Below are 15,497 nucleotides of genomic sequence, written 5' to 3' on the forward strand. Positions count from 1 at the left end.
TGGAACAATTGCTCGTGATGGATTTACCGTAAGCATGAACGTAAAAAAACCCGGAATTCCCCCTGCGAAAAGGTGGAGTTCCGGGTTTTTTGAGGGTGCTAATAGCTGGTGCCGACTGCCGGTTTCGAACTGGCCACCTGATGATTACAAATCGCTGGGATTTTAGTTTTCTATAGTTTCCCTTTGTGGTCGAAAATATCCTCCCTCATAGGGGAAATGGTCGATTTTTGCCGTTCTGGCACTCTCTAAACTTGCCGATACTTTCCCTTAGTTTGCTAGAATCTGCCTACACAGTGCCTACATGGCGCCTACACGAGGGAGAGCAGACAGGTGGCGAAGGTCAATTTCACGGCTGAACGGGTGGCCGCATTTAAATGCGAGGGCGGCAAGCAGCAGAGCATCATGTGGGACGCGAAAACCCCGGGCTTGGGACTGCGCGTTACCGCCGCCGGCGCGCGGTCTTATATCTTCGAAACTCGCCTTGAGGGTAAAACCATCCGCATCACCATCGGCGATGTCCGGACGTGGACAGTAGGGAAGGCACAGGCAGAGGCCACGCGCTACAAGGCGCAGACCGACCAGGACATCGACCCGCGCCAGGTGCGCGCTGAGCAGCACGCTGCGCAGGCGGCGGTAAAGGCCGAGACAGCGGCAGCCGCATTGCGGGAGTCCGTCACCCTTGGCGCCGTGTGGCCCGTCTACGTCGCGGAGCGCACGCCGCACTGGGGTGAGCATCAGATTTCGGCGCATCGAAAAATCATTCAGGCCGGCGGAGAAGGGCGCAAGCGCAGCCCCAAGCCAACGAAGCCGGGACCGCTCTCCATCCTCGCCGCCGAGCGCCTTGTCGATTTGACCGATGCGCGCATTGAGGCGTGGGCGAAGGTCGAAGCGCAGACGCGGCCGTCCAGTGCGCGCCTGGCCATGCGTCTGCTGAAAGCCTTTTTGAACTGGTGTTCGGCCCACCCGCACTACTCGGCCATCGTCACCAGAAACGCGGCCAAAAGCGCCAAGGCACGCGAAATACTCGGTAAGCCGAAGGTGAAGCATGACCTGCTGCAGCGTGAGCAGCTGGCGGCGTGGTTCCGTGAAGTCCGTAAGATAGGCAATCCTGTTATCTCCGCCTACCTGCAAACTCTGCTGATGATTGGGGCCCGCCGCGAGGAGGTGGCCGGGCTGCGCTGGGCCGACGTCGATTTCCAGTGGGGCAGCATGAAGCTGGGCGACAAGGTGGAGGACTTCCGTATGGTGCCGCTGACACCCTACGTCGGGCACCTGCTGGCCGCGCTCCCGCGCCGGAATGAGTGGGTATTCAGCAGCCCGAGCGCCGAGTCGGGCAAGCTGGCCGAGCCACGCATTGCCCATAACGAGGCGGTGGCTGCCGCCGGCCTGCCGCACCTGACCTTGCATGGCCTGCGCCGCAGCTTCGCAACTCTGAGCGAGTGGACCGAGACGCCGGCCGGCATTGCCGCGCAGATTCAAGGCCACGCGCCGCAGGGGGTACGCGAACAGAACTACATCCGCCGGCCGCTGGACTTGCTGCGGAAGTGGCACGTTAAAATAGAGGAGTGGATGCTAGAGCAATCGGGCATCGAGTTTCAACCAGCGCCAGCAGCATTGCGCCTGGTCCCGGCAGCCTGACCGCATCAGGCACGATTTACGCTGCAGCCTACCTTTAGCGGGGGAAAAGTCGGCTCCTTCACCGACCTGGTTGCAGCACCTATTTAATGAAGGCGCACACCTGAAGGGGTGGCAAATGATTGACGACGACGAATCTCAAGGTGCAGCGACAGTGCCGGCATGGTGTCACCCCCGCCGCGCGAAGGACATGCTTCACGGTTCGGCGCTATTTGTGCGTGACATGCTGACGCATGACCACGACACGCTGTATGAGACCTACGGCATTCGACCCGACGAGGCCGCGCAATCGCTCCGATATGTCGAGCTGGCGGAGCTGAGGGCATGGGGACTAGAGGAAATGCTAGAGGCTGTAGCAACTGTACCAAATCAGGCGTCCAGTGATGATGCGCTACGGCGACGTGTAACGATGGCTATGAAGGCAGAAGCCGTGGCCGACTTCATTCATTCAGGCGATGCGGTTTTATTGCTGGAACGCTCTGGGTTGATATTGTCTGATGAGCTTCGTGAAGCAGTTGTATTTATGAGCTCTGGCTCACACCGCCCTAGCGAAGATTTCACAGATGAGGACGAAAACAGACTGTATCGACTGTTAGGGCGCCCCCTCCCGCCCGACGCGGGCGAAGAAGAAGCAGACGACAAGGAAGGCCCGGTATTGCCACGCACCCCTAACACTTGGGATATGGAGGCATTGGTTAAGCTTCAATATGAGGTAAATCTACCAGGCGTAACCCATGAACGATTGGCAAAGAAATATAGGGTGAGCAGGCAAATGATAGGCAAGCTCCTTGCTAAGGCACGCGAGGAATTTGGAGTACCCAAAGCCGGTTGGCTCGACAGCGTTATGGGGGGCAACCGCAAATAGTGGTTGCGCTGCCTGGTTGCGCAAATGGGGTTCAAACCCGCATAGAGACTAGGCCGTAGGTTGCGGCAACCAGTTGCGGCGGTTGCTATGCGTAGATTTCGACATCGTTAAATCCGAGAAAGGGAAAACGATGCCAATCAACCTGCCACCAGCCCTGGCTACTGTCGCACATGGGCGTGACCACATTACCACCCAAGAATTTGCGCGCGCCATGTGCTGCGCGCCGCAGACTGCGCTGAAAAACCATTGCCTCAAGGGTGAGTGTTACGGGGTGCGTCCCATCAAGCGCGGCAAGCTGCTGCTGTGGCCCGTTGCTGATGTTGCCCACGCACTGAGCGGAGTAGCGTAATGGACCGCCCGCCACCGGGCGACCGCCCAAAGAAAAAGTCCGGCCGCCGCCAAGCAGAACCGGACCTATTCCCAACTACTGAACCTGTCAGCGATTCTACACCAACTGCCCATTTTTCGGGCACTGATAATCCGCGCCACCTGCGCGTGCTGCATTCGCTGATGACTCGCCCTCGCAAGCGCGAGGAAATCGACCACATCGCCGGCGCCAGCAACGGCCCGGACTTGGTGGCGGAACTGCGCCGCCGAGGTCTGCGCGCCACCTGCCACCGCACCCCCGGCATTGACCGTGACGGAAACCCGGTCCGGTTCGGCGTGTACGCGCTCGATGATGCGGACCGCCGCGCCATCAACGCCTGGTTACGCCTGCGCGACCGCAAGGCCGACAAATGATTTCGGCCGCCCACTACCTGCGCAGCGCGTTGCTGCGCCCGCTTCCGCCGCCGCCCCCCGGCCTGCTGGTGCTGGTGGCGCTTGTCTGCGCGGCATGCCGAGGATGTGCATGACCGATTCGCTGTACCTGCGGCTCAAGAGCTTGAACACCCGGACAGTGCGTGGCGTGACGTCGCCCAAGAACATCGTCCGGGTGGCGGCCATGCACAACCTGCGGGAGATACAGGCCGAGCTGGGCACCAGTGCGACCAGCGGCATCAACCCCGCCCGCATGCACCTGAATTACCAGCTGCGCGGCCCGGCAACCGCCGACGAGGTGGCCGGCCTGGCCCTGGCGCTGCTGGACAATGCCGGCGTGACCACGCTCCGCCGCGACGCGTGCATGGCGCTGGAACTGGTCGTGAGCTTGCCGGCTGATACCGCCATCAACCACCGCGAATATTTCGCCGCCGCTGTGACGTGGGCGGACGCGTATTTCAACGTCCCCATCTTGAGCGCCGCCGTCCATCTGGACGAAGCCGCACCGCACCTGCACATCTTGCTGCTCCCACTGGTAGCCGGGCGCATGCAGGGCGGTGCGCTCGCCGGCGGTCCTGCCAAGATTCGCGCCATGCTGGCCGACTTCCAGCAGCAGGTGGCGCAGCGCTTCGGCCTGACGCACCAGCCGCGCGCGAAACGGCTCAGCAAGCCGCGCAGGGACGCAGCCGGGCGGATGGTGCTGGATGCGCTACGCGCTCGCCCTGAGCACCTGTGTGAGCCCGGCCTGCGCGACGCGCTTATCGCCGCCCTCGGCAGCCAGGCGGACACGCTGCTGGCGCTGATGGGGTTGACCATGCCCACCGCCAAGGAGAAGGCCAAGAGCTTTGCGGCCATCATGACGGCGCCCTGTAAGCCTGAGCGCGCCCACCGCGCTGCACCGAATACGAAGCATATAGATATTGCACAAAATTTAGGCAATCAGGGTAGCGAGAATTCGACAACGTCTATGCTCTGTATAGACGTTGCTCCTTCCCCCTCCTCAAATCCAACCACCGAGCAGCCGCAACAGCCGGCCACGGCCAGCACCGCCGACCAGCAAGCCAGCCGTACGGATTTCGTTCGCCTGGTCGAGCAGTGCGAGCCCGGCGCCAATGCCGACCACCAGCAGGCCGACAGAGGGATGCAAAAAGTTTTGGATACCTTGCCAGCGCCAGCCGGCGGTCCCGGCGCGCTCCTGCATCCCAAGGAACGTAACGCGCCGTCGCGCCAGCCACCGAGCAGCGCGACCCTGTTGCCATGCGCATCGGTTCAGACCGTCAGTTTGGCGCAGGCAGGTGCCGGAAAGATTCCTGACACCCCTGCCGGCGCCCAGCACCAGGCCGGCGCCGGCGCGCCGAATGCGGACGAAATTCTTGCGCGCAAAGATGCATCCATTCGTGGAGTCATCCCTGCAGGTGCGCCCAAGTTTGGGCCCACCCCTGCCGGTGCTGATGCGCGCAAACCTGCTCACATCTCGCTGCTCAACGCTGAGGGCGAGCAGCCCGGCCACGTTCCCGCACAACCGGAAATCCCCGAGAACCCCGAAACGGGGGGCATCAGCCTGCCGACGCCAACACCCGCCAGTGGCGGAAGTCCTCGCAGCGCCTGGCCATCCCAACCGCCGATGGTGGGCAGGGAATTCAAGCGGCAGCGCGACGGTGACCACCTTGCCGCGAGCTGGTGCAGTGACCGCGGTGAATTCGTGCCGGCCACCGGCCCGCCATGCGGCGCCCAGCAGCACCACCAACAACCGGCCCGGCGGTACCGGGTACACGAAACCAGAAAGGCAACATCATGAAACTGAAACTGAACAAAGACGGCTCGGCTGTCGTTCGCAACGGCGCGCCCGTCTACGTGATGGACAACGGCACCGAGCGGGAAATCGATGGCGCCGCCGCCTTCAAGCTGGCACTGAGTAAGCATTTCGAGGCGTCGCCTGTGATGTCGCGCTTGAAGCTCCCGGCCGACATCATCGCCGCGTCATTCGGCAGCCATTTCGACATCCAAGGCGGCAAGCTGGTAGCCCTGGATAAGCACGGCATCAAGGAATATTCCAGCAGCCGGCCTGGGGAAGTGGCGACGTTTGACGAAGCGCTGGGCCAGCTCATCGACCGATACCCGAATAAAAGCATGCTCCTCAAGGAGTCCGATACGCCCGCGTCCGCCCAAGAGCCAGGCCAGCAGCAGGGAAAGGGCAGCACCATCACCCGGGTGCAGTTCGACGCGCTGCCGCCGGTCGGCCGTGCCCAGTTCCTCAAGGATGGTGGCCGGGTAGGCGATGTTGCTGCTGGCCCGGCCGCTGCGCCAGCAAGTCAGCCAGCCGGCAGCAAGACGATGACCCGTGCAGAGTTCGATTCGACCCCACCGCAGCAGGCTGCCGCATTCTTCAAATCGGGCGGCAAGCTGGTGGATTAAGCAAATCGGCCCGCTGAGGCGTTTTCCTGAGCGGGCCGACCTCAACCACCAAGGCCGCGCCGTTCGCGTCACCACGGCGCGATTTGCGGCACTGCTGGGTAAACGGAGATGACTATGAACGACCGAGAATTGATAAACGCCGCGCTGCTTTGGCACACCGCCCACGCACGCCGCCTCGCCGTGGGGCGAGAAAAGCGCCGGCTCGACGCCCAACTCAAGGCCGGCGGGGAAGATGGATGGAGCTTGCAGCGGTCCGTGCAGCAGAGCGAGGCCGGCCGCCAATTGACCGAGCTCAAGCTCCGCGAGCTGGCCGCCCTGCGCGAATTGGCCAAGGCCTGTGCCCGCCAGCGTGAACAGCTGGACGTGGCCGACGTCATCGACCTGGACGGCGCCATGACCCTGCTGGCGGCCGTGTGAGCGATTTTAGTTTGACCCACCTTGACGGAAATGAGCCATGGCCGCACTCCCTGGACACGTAAGCGCCTATATCGTTGCTGCCCTGGCGTGCTTTGACACCCCCGAGCAGGTGGCCACCGCCGTAAAGGCGCAATTCGGCCTGGTCCTGACGCGGCAGCGCATCGAGGCGTGGCACCCTGAGCGGCGCGCCGGCGCCAGGCTGGGCGCCCGGTGGCGGATTATGTTCTACGAGACGCGGGCGAGGCTGCTGGCCGAGCTGGACGACATCCCCATCGCCTGCCAGGCGTACCGCCTCCGTATGCTGGACCGGGTGGCCGCGCGCGCCGAGGAGATGGGCAACTATACCCTGGCGCTGCGCATCATTGAGCAGGCGGCCCGGGAAGTGGGCGCCGAAACGAAATGAGCGTCTCCGCCCTCAGACTGACGAACGGAGAAATCGCGCATGACTGCCGCGTGCGGGATTTCGCTTTGCTTGCAGGGGCGGATGGGCATCGTGGCGCAGCCAACGAGGGCGGACGAGATAACGACAGCCGTGAGGGTGAGAGTGAGCTTTTGCATGTTGTATTCCTATAAGTCCCGCGAACGGTAGAAATACGTATAGGAAAAAAACTGGCCATGTTTTAGCCGAATTAGGTTTCGCACGCAAAAAAAACTCGACTCGGCCAGTGCTGCCAGAATCAGAGCTGGTGGGCGTACCTCCAAAGTGCGCAGTTTTGAAGCACTCACTACGTCGGAGACTTAGCATTCATGCGGGCTTGGGGGAAACCAGTGCCGCATGTTTCGAAACGATAGGCGCGCAATTGCGACCTGTTGCGCACCAAAACGAACTTTTCAAAAGGAGGGAGTATGCCTAGGTGGACCGACGCCGCGCGCGCGAAGCAGGCCGCCCTGATAGTACGATGGAAGCCGTGGCAGGCGGCCACCGGTCCGCGCACGGCCGCCGGCAGGGCGAAGGCCGCACGCAATGCGGACCAAGGCGGTGATGCCGGCCGGGCTCACCGCCTCGCTGCTGCTCAAGTCGAGCTGGCGGAGGCGCTGGCAAAGGTGCAGCGCCTGACCGGCCGCCGGCGCGCCAAGTAGGCGATGGCCCAAATATTCGAGCCATCGCCACCGCTGCTGGCCGGCGCTACTCCCTCAGCTTGAGAAAGTCTTCTCGGACTGAAGAGGGGGAGGCTCAGAATTTGGAAAATAAAGCATGCTAGTGGCTAGCGTGTCACGCTGAAGTCTGAGAAGCCGAACATAGATTGCCAGACAAGGCCAAAAAGGGCCCAATCGGACGCGATGTAGATGGAGTGCCTGAAGTCTCGTTGAATTATGCTTTACACTGAAAGCTTGTTTATTCAATATTTGGAGAGAAAAATGCCTTGGAAACAAAAAGTCGCAGGCGGATTCGGTAGTCAAGATGTCATTTTCGCTGGCCATTCCTCTGATGAGGCGCACGCTAAAGATGCAATTGCGGCTGCGAAGGCAGAAGGAGCATCGTTCGAGGATTTCGAGAAAGAAGTCGTCTGGCATGTTTATAAAAATTTCACTGCGCCGGGCATGCAACAAGACCATATTGCGAAACAAGTCGCAAGTGCAAGGAAGCTCTGGTGAAGTCAAAGGAGGGGGCATCACAGAGAGCATTCGGCTTGTCTTGCTTTATTCCCGAATTCTGAGACGCCCCCACAAGGCCGTATCCATCCAGTTCTGGATGCACCTCACCGATGCAGGAAATCCTGCTTCGCTCCGAAGTGGGAAGATCCCACATTGCTCTGCACCGGTCCAAATCCGGGGAAATCCCGTATTTGCGACCATCCCGGTATGGGAAATTCCATATCGCCCACCACATATCATTCGTTTTCAGGCGATGTTGTATGGCCGTGGGCCTTCGGCACAATTCTGCGCCCATGCAGAGATAGAAGCCGGCGCTTCGGCCACGCGTCGCGCCTGGTGGAAAGCCTCGCCCCTCTCGACCTGTAACGGCACCTGCAACGCCTGCAACGGTTCGCGAACAGTTACCGGAACCCTTTCGATACCCTTTGCCGAAGCCTTTCGAGAACCGTAGCCCGAAGCCTTCGAAGCCCCTTGCAAGCCCCTTCCATGGGCCTTTGCGTACCGGTTTCAACGGAGGTTGAACGGATGTTGAACAGGCGTTGAACGGTTGTTGCGCTGGCGCTGGAAATCACCCGGAAGCTGGGTAGTTTGCGAGTGAACATCGGTAACGTGCAAATACCGGCCGGGACGGCATTTGGCTGGCGCGACATTTGCAAACGCGATTTTCCGGTATGTAGCCGGTGGGCTCAGTCGCGCGCATAATCTCGGCCAACCTCATCAAGGTCAGCCGCGAACATTGTTTTCCACATTAAACTAGTGGGCGGGTGTTCTAACAACTCGGCAAAATCGCCCATTAATTTAGCGCATTTTGGGTTCGAGGGGCTTATAGGCTGGCCAGCATTTTCGAAGGACTGGACCACTCGTAGGAACACCTGCTTTTGCACCGGGTGGGCGCGGCGTAGGCCGCCCACCCTGCGCCGCATTTGAAGCGCGCCCATGCCAAACCAGTTCAGCTCCAATGACCGCTGGTCATCCAAATATAAAACGCGTGGGAACATAGGTGACCTATTCTGGTCCTTCAATTGCTTAGTCGGAGAGACCGAGCAGGTGCGATTTCATACCGTCTAGCTGGGCAGTAGACAGCCCCGAGCTGAGGGGATTGTCATCGAGCTGCTCAGCGTATTGCTTTACCTTCGTCTTCAACGTGGCATTTTCGCGCAGCAGCTGGCGCAGCACGAGCATCTGAGCTTTTTGTATTCCATCCATGGAATCTAAACGCTCTCGCAACTCTTGTTCGGTCATGACAAGTTCCTATTCAACGGCGTAGGGGGAGGAATTGATAAAGCATAACATCCGGCCAAGGCGCCGCGCCAGCTCGCCTGCTGCACGAACCGTGCACGCATCAAGCAGGCCTGCGGTATGCTCGCGCGGCTACGCAGCGGGCGGCTCCGCCTTCAACCCCCGCTCAATCCGACTTGGCAGCACGAACAACACTTCTGCCAAGGTGCGCGCAAAGTCTAATACGCGCCGCGCATCCGCTTCAGTCGGCAGGTCCGCAGCATCGTCAGCGTGCCGCTGGTCGTTCGCATCTAGCCGGACGGCATGTGCCCATTTGCCCATGTCTTCAGTGAGGAGGTGCTCAGTTACCGCTTTTTCTATTCGAGTGTATAAACTTCCGTCAGCATAATTCTTAGCTTTTAGCATTGAGTCCACTGCGCTCGCTGCTAACATCACCGCCCCAGCTGGGGCATGCAAGCTGTCGTGTGCTTGTTGCAAATATTCTCTTGGCCGAAGTGGGATAGCCTGCGGGAGTACTGTCGAGGACGGAAAGATTTTGTCCACCTCTACACCTGGTTTAGTCGCGCTAGCAACAGCAGCGCCGCCGCAACGAGCGCAGCTATATAGTCCCCACCACCGGGCATTCTGGCTTGCATGGTCTTTAGTCTCTACCCTGTGCAGCAGCGTCAGATTTGGGTTAGCAACCGCGCAGTGCGGGCATCTCGCGAGAATTAGATTGTTTGATAGGGTGGGCATGGCTGATTCTTTCCTTGTCAGGTTCCAAAAGCAAACAGCATTTATTTTAATGCAACTTGAGCTTGTCGCTGGTAAACTACTGTCGGACGAAACGCCTTGACGGTTTACCGCAACGCGCCTATCCTAAAAAAGCCCCGAGAAAAAGGGGAGCGGGTTTGGCGACTCGGAATTACCTACAGCGGACAACCGCTCTATAGCGGCTTTTTTTCGTCCGTACTGCCTCTGCACGCCTTCTATGACGGGCCTGGGCGGGGATGCCTTCGGGCATGCCGGTGGCTGTAGGTTCCGGTTCGCCAACCCCGTCCAGTGCCCGTCTCCCTATTTGGCGATAGGAACGGGTTTGCTCACGAACCTACAGAGGCCCACCATGGTCAATAGCACCCTCACGCCCGAACAAAACACCCGCGACACTATCAATCATCTGCGCTGGCAGGCCAAGGCCGTCGCCAACCTGCTTTCTGCCGTCCACCTGCTGCCCGCCGCCGACCAGCGCGCCACGCTTGAAACCACGACACGCCTCGCTGACGAACTCGCGGGGGAACTGGCCACCCTGGTGCGAGGTGCCAAATGAGCGCAACTACCTCCCTGCTAGCCGAGCTGCGCCAAGCCGACCACATCATCAAGACCATGCTCAACGCCATGACGGTCCACCAGCAAGCGCGCGTAGGCGCCAAGCTCGAGGCGGACGGAGTAGCCGGCGAGGGCATGACGCGGCACCATGAGCGCGCGGCCGTCATCGCAGCGGCAGCGGCGCCGGCCAGCGCCAGCGCGCAGCGGCTCCGCATCGAGCAGCAGGCAGTCGATATCCTCTCCCAGGCCGACCATGCCGACATCCTGCTGCAAGCCCTGTTCGACAAGCTGGACCCGGTGGACGACACGTCGCCGGAGGTGGCCGCCATCAACTGCTTTGCCACCTGCACGGCCCGCGCCGTGGCGCTGATGCGCGAGGCTGCCGATAACATCGTCGCCCTGGTGGTGGAAGGCGGTGCCGCATGAAGACGCCGACCAGAGAAGAAGCCGCCGCCCTGGCGCTGGTGCCGCTGGTGCTGACCGCCGACGAAAGTAAGCTGCTGCAGCGCTACCGTGCTACGGTGCCGTACTGGCGCACCGACATCATCGACTACGCCAACATGGTCGCCAAGATGTTCCCAGTTGAGCCGCCGCCGGCGCCGCCCGGCCGCATCAAGCTGGTGGCCGATGACCGAGGTGCCAAATGAACCGCCCGCAAATGGCACTGGACCCGAACACCGGCGAAACCCTGTTCGACGTCTTCAACGAGAGTGGGTTCGCACTGCTGCTGGGCGTGAGCGTCGCGGATGCCAGTCGCATCATGGCCGAGCGCCTGGCCGTGGGAGATTCGCAGTGGGCAGGCGAAATCCGCATCGTCATGGCGCGCCGTGGGCCTGAGCTCCTGCGTGTGCAAAACAGCGTCGAGTGGGTGGGCGACCGGGTTGAAGTGCATTGCCAGGTTGACCGTCTGCTGCCCAGCCGCCTGACCGTGGTGGAGTTGTTCGCCAAGGTGCGCCCGGAACTGGTTGCCGCTGTAGAGGAAGCCGCCGCCCGCGCGCCAGGCCAACCAGCAGCGCGCCAGCCGGTCAACGTCTGCGTGGACGTGGGCGAGCCCGACCCGAGCTTGCTCCTGGTGGTGCGCGACCCGGCCGCTTGCCTTGCTGATATGGACGGTCATCTGGATAAGCTGCAGCGCATCGTGCAGGGCATCATCGACGGGTACAAGCTGGGAGGCAAGCCATGACGACGCTCGCTGAGCTGGCGCGCATCCGCGCCGAATACGGGCTGGCTCCGGTGGGCGGTGTGCTGTGGCTGGGCGTGGGCATGCTGCCGCCCAAGCGCAATGCCATCCAAATCGACCCGGCCAACCTGCCAACCGCATTCGAGTGCCGTGCCGTGGCGGGCCTGGACGTGGTGCTGATATTCCCGGGGAACCTGACCAGGTACGGCGCGCTGCGCACGCTGTCCGACCGGCTGTATCAGGCCCGGCCGCGCCGGCTGCTACTGGTGGATGGCGACCACAACCGCACGGCCTTCCTCAAGCTGGCGGAATCATGATGGCCGACAAACATACCGATGGCCAGATGGCCGGCTTCACGCTGGGCAAGGAAGACGACACCGCCCGCGCCGCGCGCCTTGAGCTCGAGCGTAAGGGAGAGACGCCACGCCACTTCGACCGAGGCATGCAGCGCGGTGAGCGGGTGGTAAAAATCCGGTGCGGCGCCGACATTAAGCCGCTGCCCATCACCTGGCTGTGGCCCGGCTGGGTGCCGGCGGGGAAGCTGACCATCCTGGCCGGCGCCGCCGGCACCGGCAAGACCACGCTGGCCCTCGCGCTGGCGGCCGTCGTGACCGCTGGCGGGCGCTGGCCGGACGGCAGCGAGTGCGCCGGTGGCGGCAACGTGCTGATATGGTCGAGCGAGGACGTGGCCGACGATACGCTGGTGCCGCGCCTGATTGCTTCTGGCGCCGACCTGGCGCGCTGCCATTTCATCGAGGGCATCGCCCAGGACGGCGAAAGCGTGCCGTTCGACCCATCGCAGGACATTCCCGACCTTCGCCGCGCGGCCGAGGCCATCGGCGGAGTGAGCCTGCTGCTGATAGACCCCATCGTGTCGGCTGTAGCTGGCGATATGCACCGCGCCAACGATGTGCGCCGCAGTCTGCAGGCGGTGGTGGACTTCGCCGACGCCCACGGCTGCGCGGTCATCGGCATCACGCACTTCGCCAAGGGCGGCGCCGGCAAGTCGCCGCAGGACCGCGTGATTGGTTCGCAGGCCTTCGGCGCCCTGGCGCGTATGGTGCTTGTGACGGCGAAGGAGGAAGGTAGCAACCGGCGCGTGATGGCCCGCGCCAAGTCGAACATCGCCCCGGACGATGGCGGCGTCGCCTATTCGCTCGAGCTGGCGACCATCGCCGGCGGCATCGAGGCGACGCATGCGGTATGGGCTGGTGCCATCGAGGGCACGGCGCGGGAAATCCTTGGAGACGTTGAGCACGACGACAGCGGGGAGGATGGCGATGCTCGGCAAGACCTAGAGCGCATGCTGGTTGACACACTGCGCGAGGCCGGCGGCAAAATGGCCACGCGTGCGTTGCAGGCCGAGGTGCGCGATGCGGGGCACTCATGGGACGCAGCCAAGCGGCTCAAAAAATCACTCGGCATCGAGGCCAAAAAGCTCAGTATGGGCGGCGCCTGGATATGGTGCCTATCAGAAATCGAGGCTTGAAGGGAGCACGAAGGGAGCGAAGGGAGCACTGTTTTTTCTGCGCTCCCTTCGCTCCCTTCGTGCTCTCTTCGACGACTTAGCAGGTCTGATAGCTGGAGTTGCAGGCAGGCTTGGTACCGTAGCCGGAGTTTTTTGGCGCCGAAGTTGGGGCAGACGGCTGCGCCCAAGTGGATGGTGTAGGCGTCGAGGTAGGCTCGACTGTTCCCGCTTTGCCGGTGTAGGGATTGACGTTGCCCTTCGTGCTGTAGTTGTTGTTAATCGTACTATCGGGCGCAGTTCGCTGGTGTGGCTGGACGTATGTCCCATCTTTTTTCGTGTAGCCATGCACTGAGACTTGCGCAACCGCGCCATAGCTGACGAACAGCGCCAACACCATCAATATTTTTTTCATGCCACTTCCCCTTTCGGCAATTCAACGTGCCGAGCCGTTGCTGTTTCCAGCAAGCCGATATCGAAGACAAAATGTCTTTCGTTGCGAACTTGATAATCAGCTTAATGGGGATATACCGCAAGGGCAATAGCCTGTGGGAAACCATGGCAGTTCAGTCACTGGAAAAGTAAGCGTCTTCGAGCGGTAGTCGCGCCCAGGCCGGCGGCGCGTCGGGTTCAAGGGAACGCGTAGCCTAGTTCCCGGGCTGAACGCATAACGTTAGCCGTGCCATTTCAACCACCCGCCAAGCGATGAAAAAGGCTGCTCCAAGTATCAGAAAGCGAAACTGCCATACCCCATAGGAATGTGCCCTATCAGCATGCTTATGGGTTTTCTCTCGCGTCAATTGGACCAGGACGTCATGAGGAATACCCGGAACCGGGTGATGTCCATTCTGCAAGTCGATGAGTTCCATATTGGAATTGAGTGTGACATTGGTGTAGCTGATGTTCTTGCATCCACATACGAAGCTGAGCGCCCAAGTTAGGGTAGCCAATGCTACTGGCAACAACCACCACGTAAGACGAAGCCCTTCTGTTTTCTGGACTGCAAAACCTATTGCTGCTCCGGCGGCCGCCAAAAGAAAATATGTGTACTTCTCCAAGCCGGTTTGATGAGCCTTGTAAAGCTCGGCTTTTGCTCCGTCAAACTTCATGCACTTCTCCATAATGATATTGTCGTTAATAGTATGACAAGCTTAGCGAATTTGCTCAAGTGCAATAGCCTCCCTGTTAGAAAACGAACGATTTCTAACAGGTATGAAAGGGAAGTTATATCCATGTTGGAAAGATAGGGCTTGCTATTTCTAACAGGTCAAGATATTCTAACAGTGTTTTCTAACAGTCCTAACCGGAGGGATACCATGGCAACTTTCGCATACGGACGCGTCAGCACTACCGAACAGAGCGCCGACAACCAGCGCATCGAGATTCAAGCCGCTGGCCACCAAGTGGATTTCTGGTTTGCTGATACCATCAGCGGCAAGACAAGCGCCACCCAGCGCCCGCAGTTTGCCGCCCTGCTCGGTCAGATTCGCAATGGCGAAACCCTGGTGGTGGCGAAGCTGGACCGCCTGGGCCGCGACGCGCAGGACGTCGGCGCCACGGTCAAGCTGCTGGCCGCCCGCAAGATTGCCGTCATCGTCTTGCAGCTGGGTAAGCTTGACCTGACCTCGCCAGCTGGCAAGATGATGATGACCATGTTGGCAGCTATGGCGGAGATGGAACGCGATTTGCTGGTAGAGCGCACGCAAGCCGGCCTAGCCCGGGCCAAGAGCGAAGGCAAGACGCTGGGCCGACCGTCGAAAACCACCGCCGACCAGCGCGCTGAAATCATCGCCAAGTATGAACTGGGCGAGAGCATAAGTGCTTTGGCTCGTACATATCAGGTTTCACGCGCTAATATCCTTGGCGTTCTCAAACCGAATGCTTAGGGGCAATTTGGTTTCCAATCCAAGTGACCAGGTACGACCGTTAAGTGGTTATCAGAAAAAATTCTGTCCAAATATGAATAGTGGTCAGCACCACAAATAAATATAAGTGGCCACATGTTGAGTTGTAAAATCTCGGTCAACCAGAATTGCTCTCTAGCTCGTTGCCTAAATTCAAACTTTGCGTTTTGGTTTGCTTGGAAAACATCTTGGGCAGACATGCCTCCGCCACATACAAATTCGAAGAGTACCCCTTTATAGAGCGGTAGTGCTTCCCGCCCACCTGGTATCTCATCACACAGCCGTGATGTTATACCTAGTTCTCTGCAAATCTCAGCGCCTAAGGTTTCGGATACTCCGTATTCAATTAGCCCTCCTTGGCACATCTCTTCCGCAATCGCCTTGGCCGATTCTGCAACGGCTAGCGACCTTAGAGCATCACGAAAGTCAGCCGCAGCTCTCCCACCTCGCGTGCCACATTGGTAGCTGTGGTCTGTACCTATCAAAACGACCTTTTTCATACTACCTCCGGCGAGCATTAAGGTTGGATGGCATGGTTTTTGCCGAAGACGCCACAGAATAGCGAATGCCGCTACTAACTAGTGTGGCGGTCTTCGGGGAAAATGGCAGTCTTCGTGGCAGTGTTTGGCACAAGTCGAAGGCGCCGCCGATTGAACAGAGCGCCGAAGTGCCCCGCTTTCACCAGGCACGGGGCCGGAACTTTTTTGAAAATTTGTC

At 60.3% G+C, this 15,497-nt stretch carries 21 protein-coding genes; 16 read left to right on the plus strand and 5 right to left on the minus strand.

The genetic code is table 11. The annotated features are described in order from the left end of the window. The first annotated feature begins 330 nt into the window (after positions 1-330). The 9 genes from J2X54_RS02265 to J2X54_RS02305 all read left to right on the plus strand — a co-directional run bounded on the left by J2X54_RS02265 (position 331) and on the right by J2X54_RS02305 (position 7,687). Entirely contained in the window at positions 331-1,638 is a 1,308-nt protein-coding gene (locus J2X54_RS02265) for an integrase family protein (protein ID WP_310177267.1), read from the plus strand. A gap of 115 nt (positions 1,639-1,753) precedes the next feature. Continuing rightward, the gene (locus tag J2X54_RS02270) at positions 1,754-2,500 is read left to right on the plus strand and encodes a hypothetical protein (RefSeq protein ID WP_310177268.1); all 747 of its coding nucleotides are present in this window, start codon (positions 1,754-1,756) and stop codon (positions 2,498-2,500) included. Between the two features lie 510 nt (positions 2,501-3,010). Beyond that, positions 3,011-3,241 carry a hypothetical protein gene (locus J2X54_RS02275; RefSeq protein WP_310177271.1) on the plus strand — a complete coding sequence of 77 codons (231 nt, stop codon included), beginning with the start codon at positions 3,011-3,013 and terminating at the stop codon, positions 3,239-3,241. A 109-nt stretch (positions 3,242-3,350) separates the two neighbouring features. After that, positions 3,351-5,057, plus strand: a complete 1,707-nt coding sequence (locus J2X54_RS02280; protein WP_310177273.1) for a plasmid recombination protein — start codon at positions 3,351-3,353, stop codon at positions 5,055-5,057. Next, positions 5,054-5,674 carry a DUF6651 domain-containing protein gene (locus tag J2X54_RS02285; protein ID WP_310177275.1) on the plus strand — a complete coding sequence of 207 codons (621 nt, stop codon included), beginning with the start codon at positions 5,054-5,056 and terminating at the stop codon, positions 5,672-5,674. Before J2X54_RS02280 ends, J2X54_RS02285 begins: the two co-directional genes overlap by 4 nt. 114 nt (positions 5,675-5,788) lie before the next feature. Next, complete coding sequence (locus J2X54_RS02290; RefSeq protein ID WP_310177277.1) at positions 5,789-6,091, plus strand: hypothetical protein; 303 nt, start codon at positions 5,789-5,791, stop codon at positions 6,089-6,091. 37 nt (positions 6,092-6,128) lie between these two features. Continuing rightward, complete coding sequence (locus tag J2X54_RS02295) at positions 6,129-6,494, plus strand: DUF2280 domain-containing protein (protein ID WP_310177279.1); 366 nt, start codon at positions 6,129-6,131, stop codon at positions 6,492-6,494. Positions 6,495-6,937: 443 nt separating this feature from the next. Further along, on the plus strand, positions 6,938-7,171 hold the full coding sequence (locus tag J2X54_RS02300) for a hypothetical protein (RefSeq protein WP_310177281.1): 234 nt from the start codon (positions 6,938-6,940) through the stop codon (positions 7,169-7,171). 279 nt (positions 7,172-7,450) lie between these two features. Then, positions 7,451-7,687, plus strand: a complete 237-nt coding sequence (locus tag J2X54_RS02305) for a hypothetical protein (protein ID WP_310177282.1) — start codon at positions 7,451-7,453, stop codon at positions 7,685-7,687. 1,026 nt (positions 7,688-8,713) lie between these two features. Here the strand turns inward: J2X54_RS02305 and J2X54_RS02310 are convergent. Together J2X54_RS02310 and J2X54_RS25715 are read right to left on the minus strand one after the other, a co-directional pair. After that, on the minus strand, positions 8,714-8,929 hold the full coding sequence (locus J2X54_RS02310) for a hypothetical protein (protein ID WP_310177284.1): 216 nt from the start codon (positions 8,927-8,929) through the stop codon (positions 8,714-8,716). A gap of 129 nt (positions 8,930-9,058) precedes the next feature. Then, the gene (locus J2X54_RS25715; RefSeq protein ID WP_404990875.1) at positions 9,059-9,661 is read right to left on the minus strand and encodes a DUF4145 domain-containing protein; all 603 of its coding nucleotides are present in this window, start codon (positions 9,659-9,661) and stop codon (positions 9,059-9,061) included. A 367-nt stretch (positions 9,662-10,028) separates the two neighbouring features. Here J2X54_RS25715 and J2X54_RS02315 point away from each other — a divergent pair, with 367 nt between their 5' ends. The 6 genes from J2X54_RS02315 to J2X54_RS02340 are packed head-to-tail and all read left to right on the plus strand — an operon-like array spanning position 10,029 to position 12,900. Further along, entirely contained in the window at positions 10,029-10,232 is a 204-nt protein-coding gene (locus tag J2X54_RS02315; protein WP_310177286.1) for a hypothetical protein, read from the plus strand. After that, a complete protein-coding gene (locus J2X54_RS02320) occupies positions 10,229-10,657 on the plus strand; it encodes a hypothetical protein (RefSeq protein ID WP_310177288.1) in 429 nt (142 codons plus the stop codon). Before J2X54_RS02315 ends, J2X54_RS02320 begins: the two co-directional genes overlap by 4 nt. Then, positions 10,654-10,878, plus strand: a complete 225-nt coding sequence (locus J2X54_RS02325; protein WP_310177290.1) for a hypothetical protein — start codon at positions 10,654-10,656, stop codon at positions 10,876-10,878. Before J2X54_RS02320 ends, J2X54_RS02325 begins: the two co-directional genes overlap by 4 nt. Next, positions 10,875-11,414 carry a hypothetical protein gene (locus J2X54_RS02330; RefSeq protein ID WP_310177292.1) on the plus strand — a complete coding sequence of 180 codons (540 nt, stop codon included), beginning with the start codon at positions 10,875-10,877 and terminating at the stop codon, positions 11,412-11,414. Before J2X54_RS02325 ends, J2X54_RS02330 begins: the two co-directional genes overlap by 4 nt. Beyond that, positions 11,411-11,728 (plus strand): hypothetical protein, encoded by a 318-nt coding sequence (locus J2X54_RS02335; RefSeq protein WP_310177295.1) that lies wholly within the window; start codon positions 11,411-11,413, stop codon positions 11,726-11,728. Before J2X54_RS02330 ends, J2X54_RS02335 begins: the two co-directional genes overlap by 4 nt. Further along, the gene (locus J2X54_RS02340) at positions 11,725-12,900 is read left to right on the plus strand and encodes an AAA family ATPase (protein ID WP_310177297.1); all 1,176 of its coding nucleotides are present in this window, start codon (positions 11,725-11,727) and stop codon (positions 12,898-12,900) included. The genes J2X54_RS02335 and J2X54_RS02340 overlap by 4 nt, the downstream gene beginning before the upstream one ends. A gap of 76 nt (positions 12,901-12,976) precedes the next feature. On the opposite strand, the gene J2X54_RS02345 is transcribed toward J2X54_RS02340, so the two are convergent. Further along, positions 12,977-13,291 (minus strand): hypothetical protein, encoded by a 315-nt coding sequence (locus J2X54_RS02345; RefSeq protein WP_310177298.1) that lies wholly within the window; start codon positions 13,289-13,291, stop codon positions 12,977-12,979. A 232-nt stretch (positions 13,292-13,523) separates the two neighbouring features. After that, complete coding sequence (locus J2X54_RS02350; protein WP_310177300.1) at positions 13,524-13,985, minus strand: hypothetical protein; 462 nt, start codon at positions 13,983-13,985, stop codon at positions 13,524-13,526. Between the two features lie 207 nt (positions 13,986-14,192). Between J2X54_RS02350 and J2X54_RS02355 the strand changes: the two genes are divergently transcribed. Beyond that, positions 14,193-14,762, plus strand: a complete 570-nt coding sequence (locus tag J2X54_RS02355; protein ID WP_310177302.1) for a recombinase family protein — start codon at positions 14,193-14,195, stop codon at positions 14,760-14,762. Here J2X54_RS02355 and J2X54_RS02360 read toward each other — a convergent pair. Further along, positions 14,759-15,280 (minus strand): hypothetical protein, encoded by a 522-nt coding sequence (locus J2X54_RS02360; protein ID WP_310177304.1) that lies wholly within the window; start codon positions 15,278-15,280, stop codon positions 14,759-14,761. The two genes, J2X54_RS02355 and J2X54_RS02360, sit on opposite strands and share 4 nt — an antisense overlap. Positions 15,281-15,497: the final 217 nt, after the last annotated feature.

The sequence above is a fragment of the Duganella sp. 3397 genome, assembly GCF_031456625.1.
In the GTDB taxonomy this organism is placed as follows: Bacteria; Pseudomonadota; Gammaproteobacteria; order Burkholderiales; family Burkholderiaceae_D; genus Rugamonas; species Rugamonas phyllosphaerae.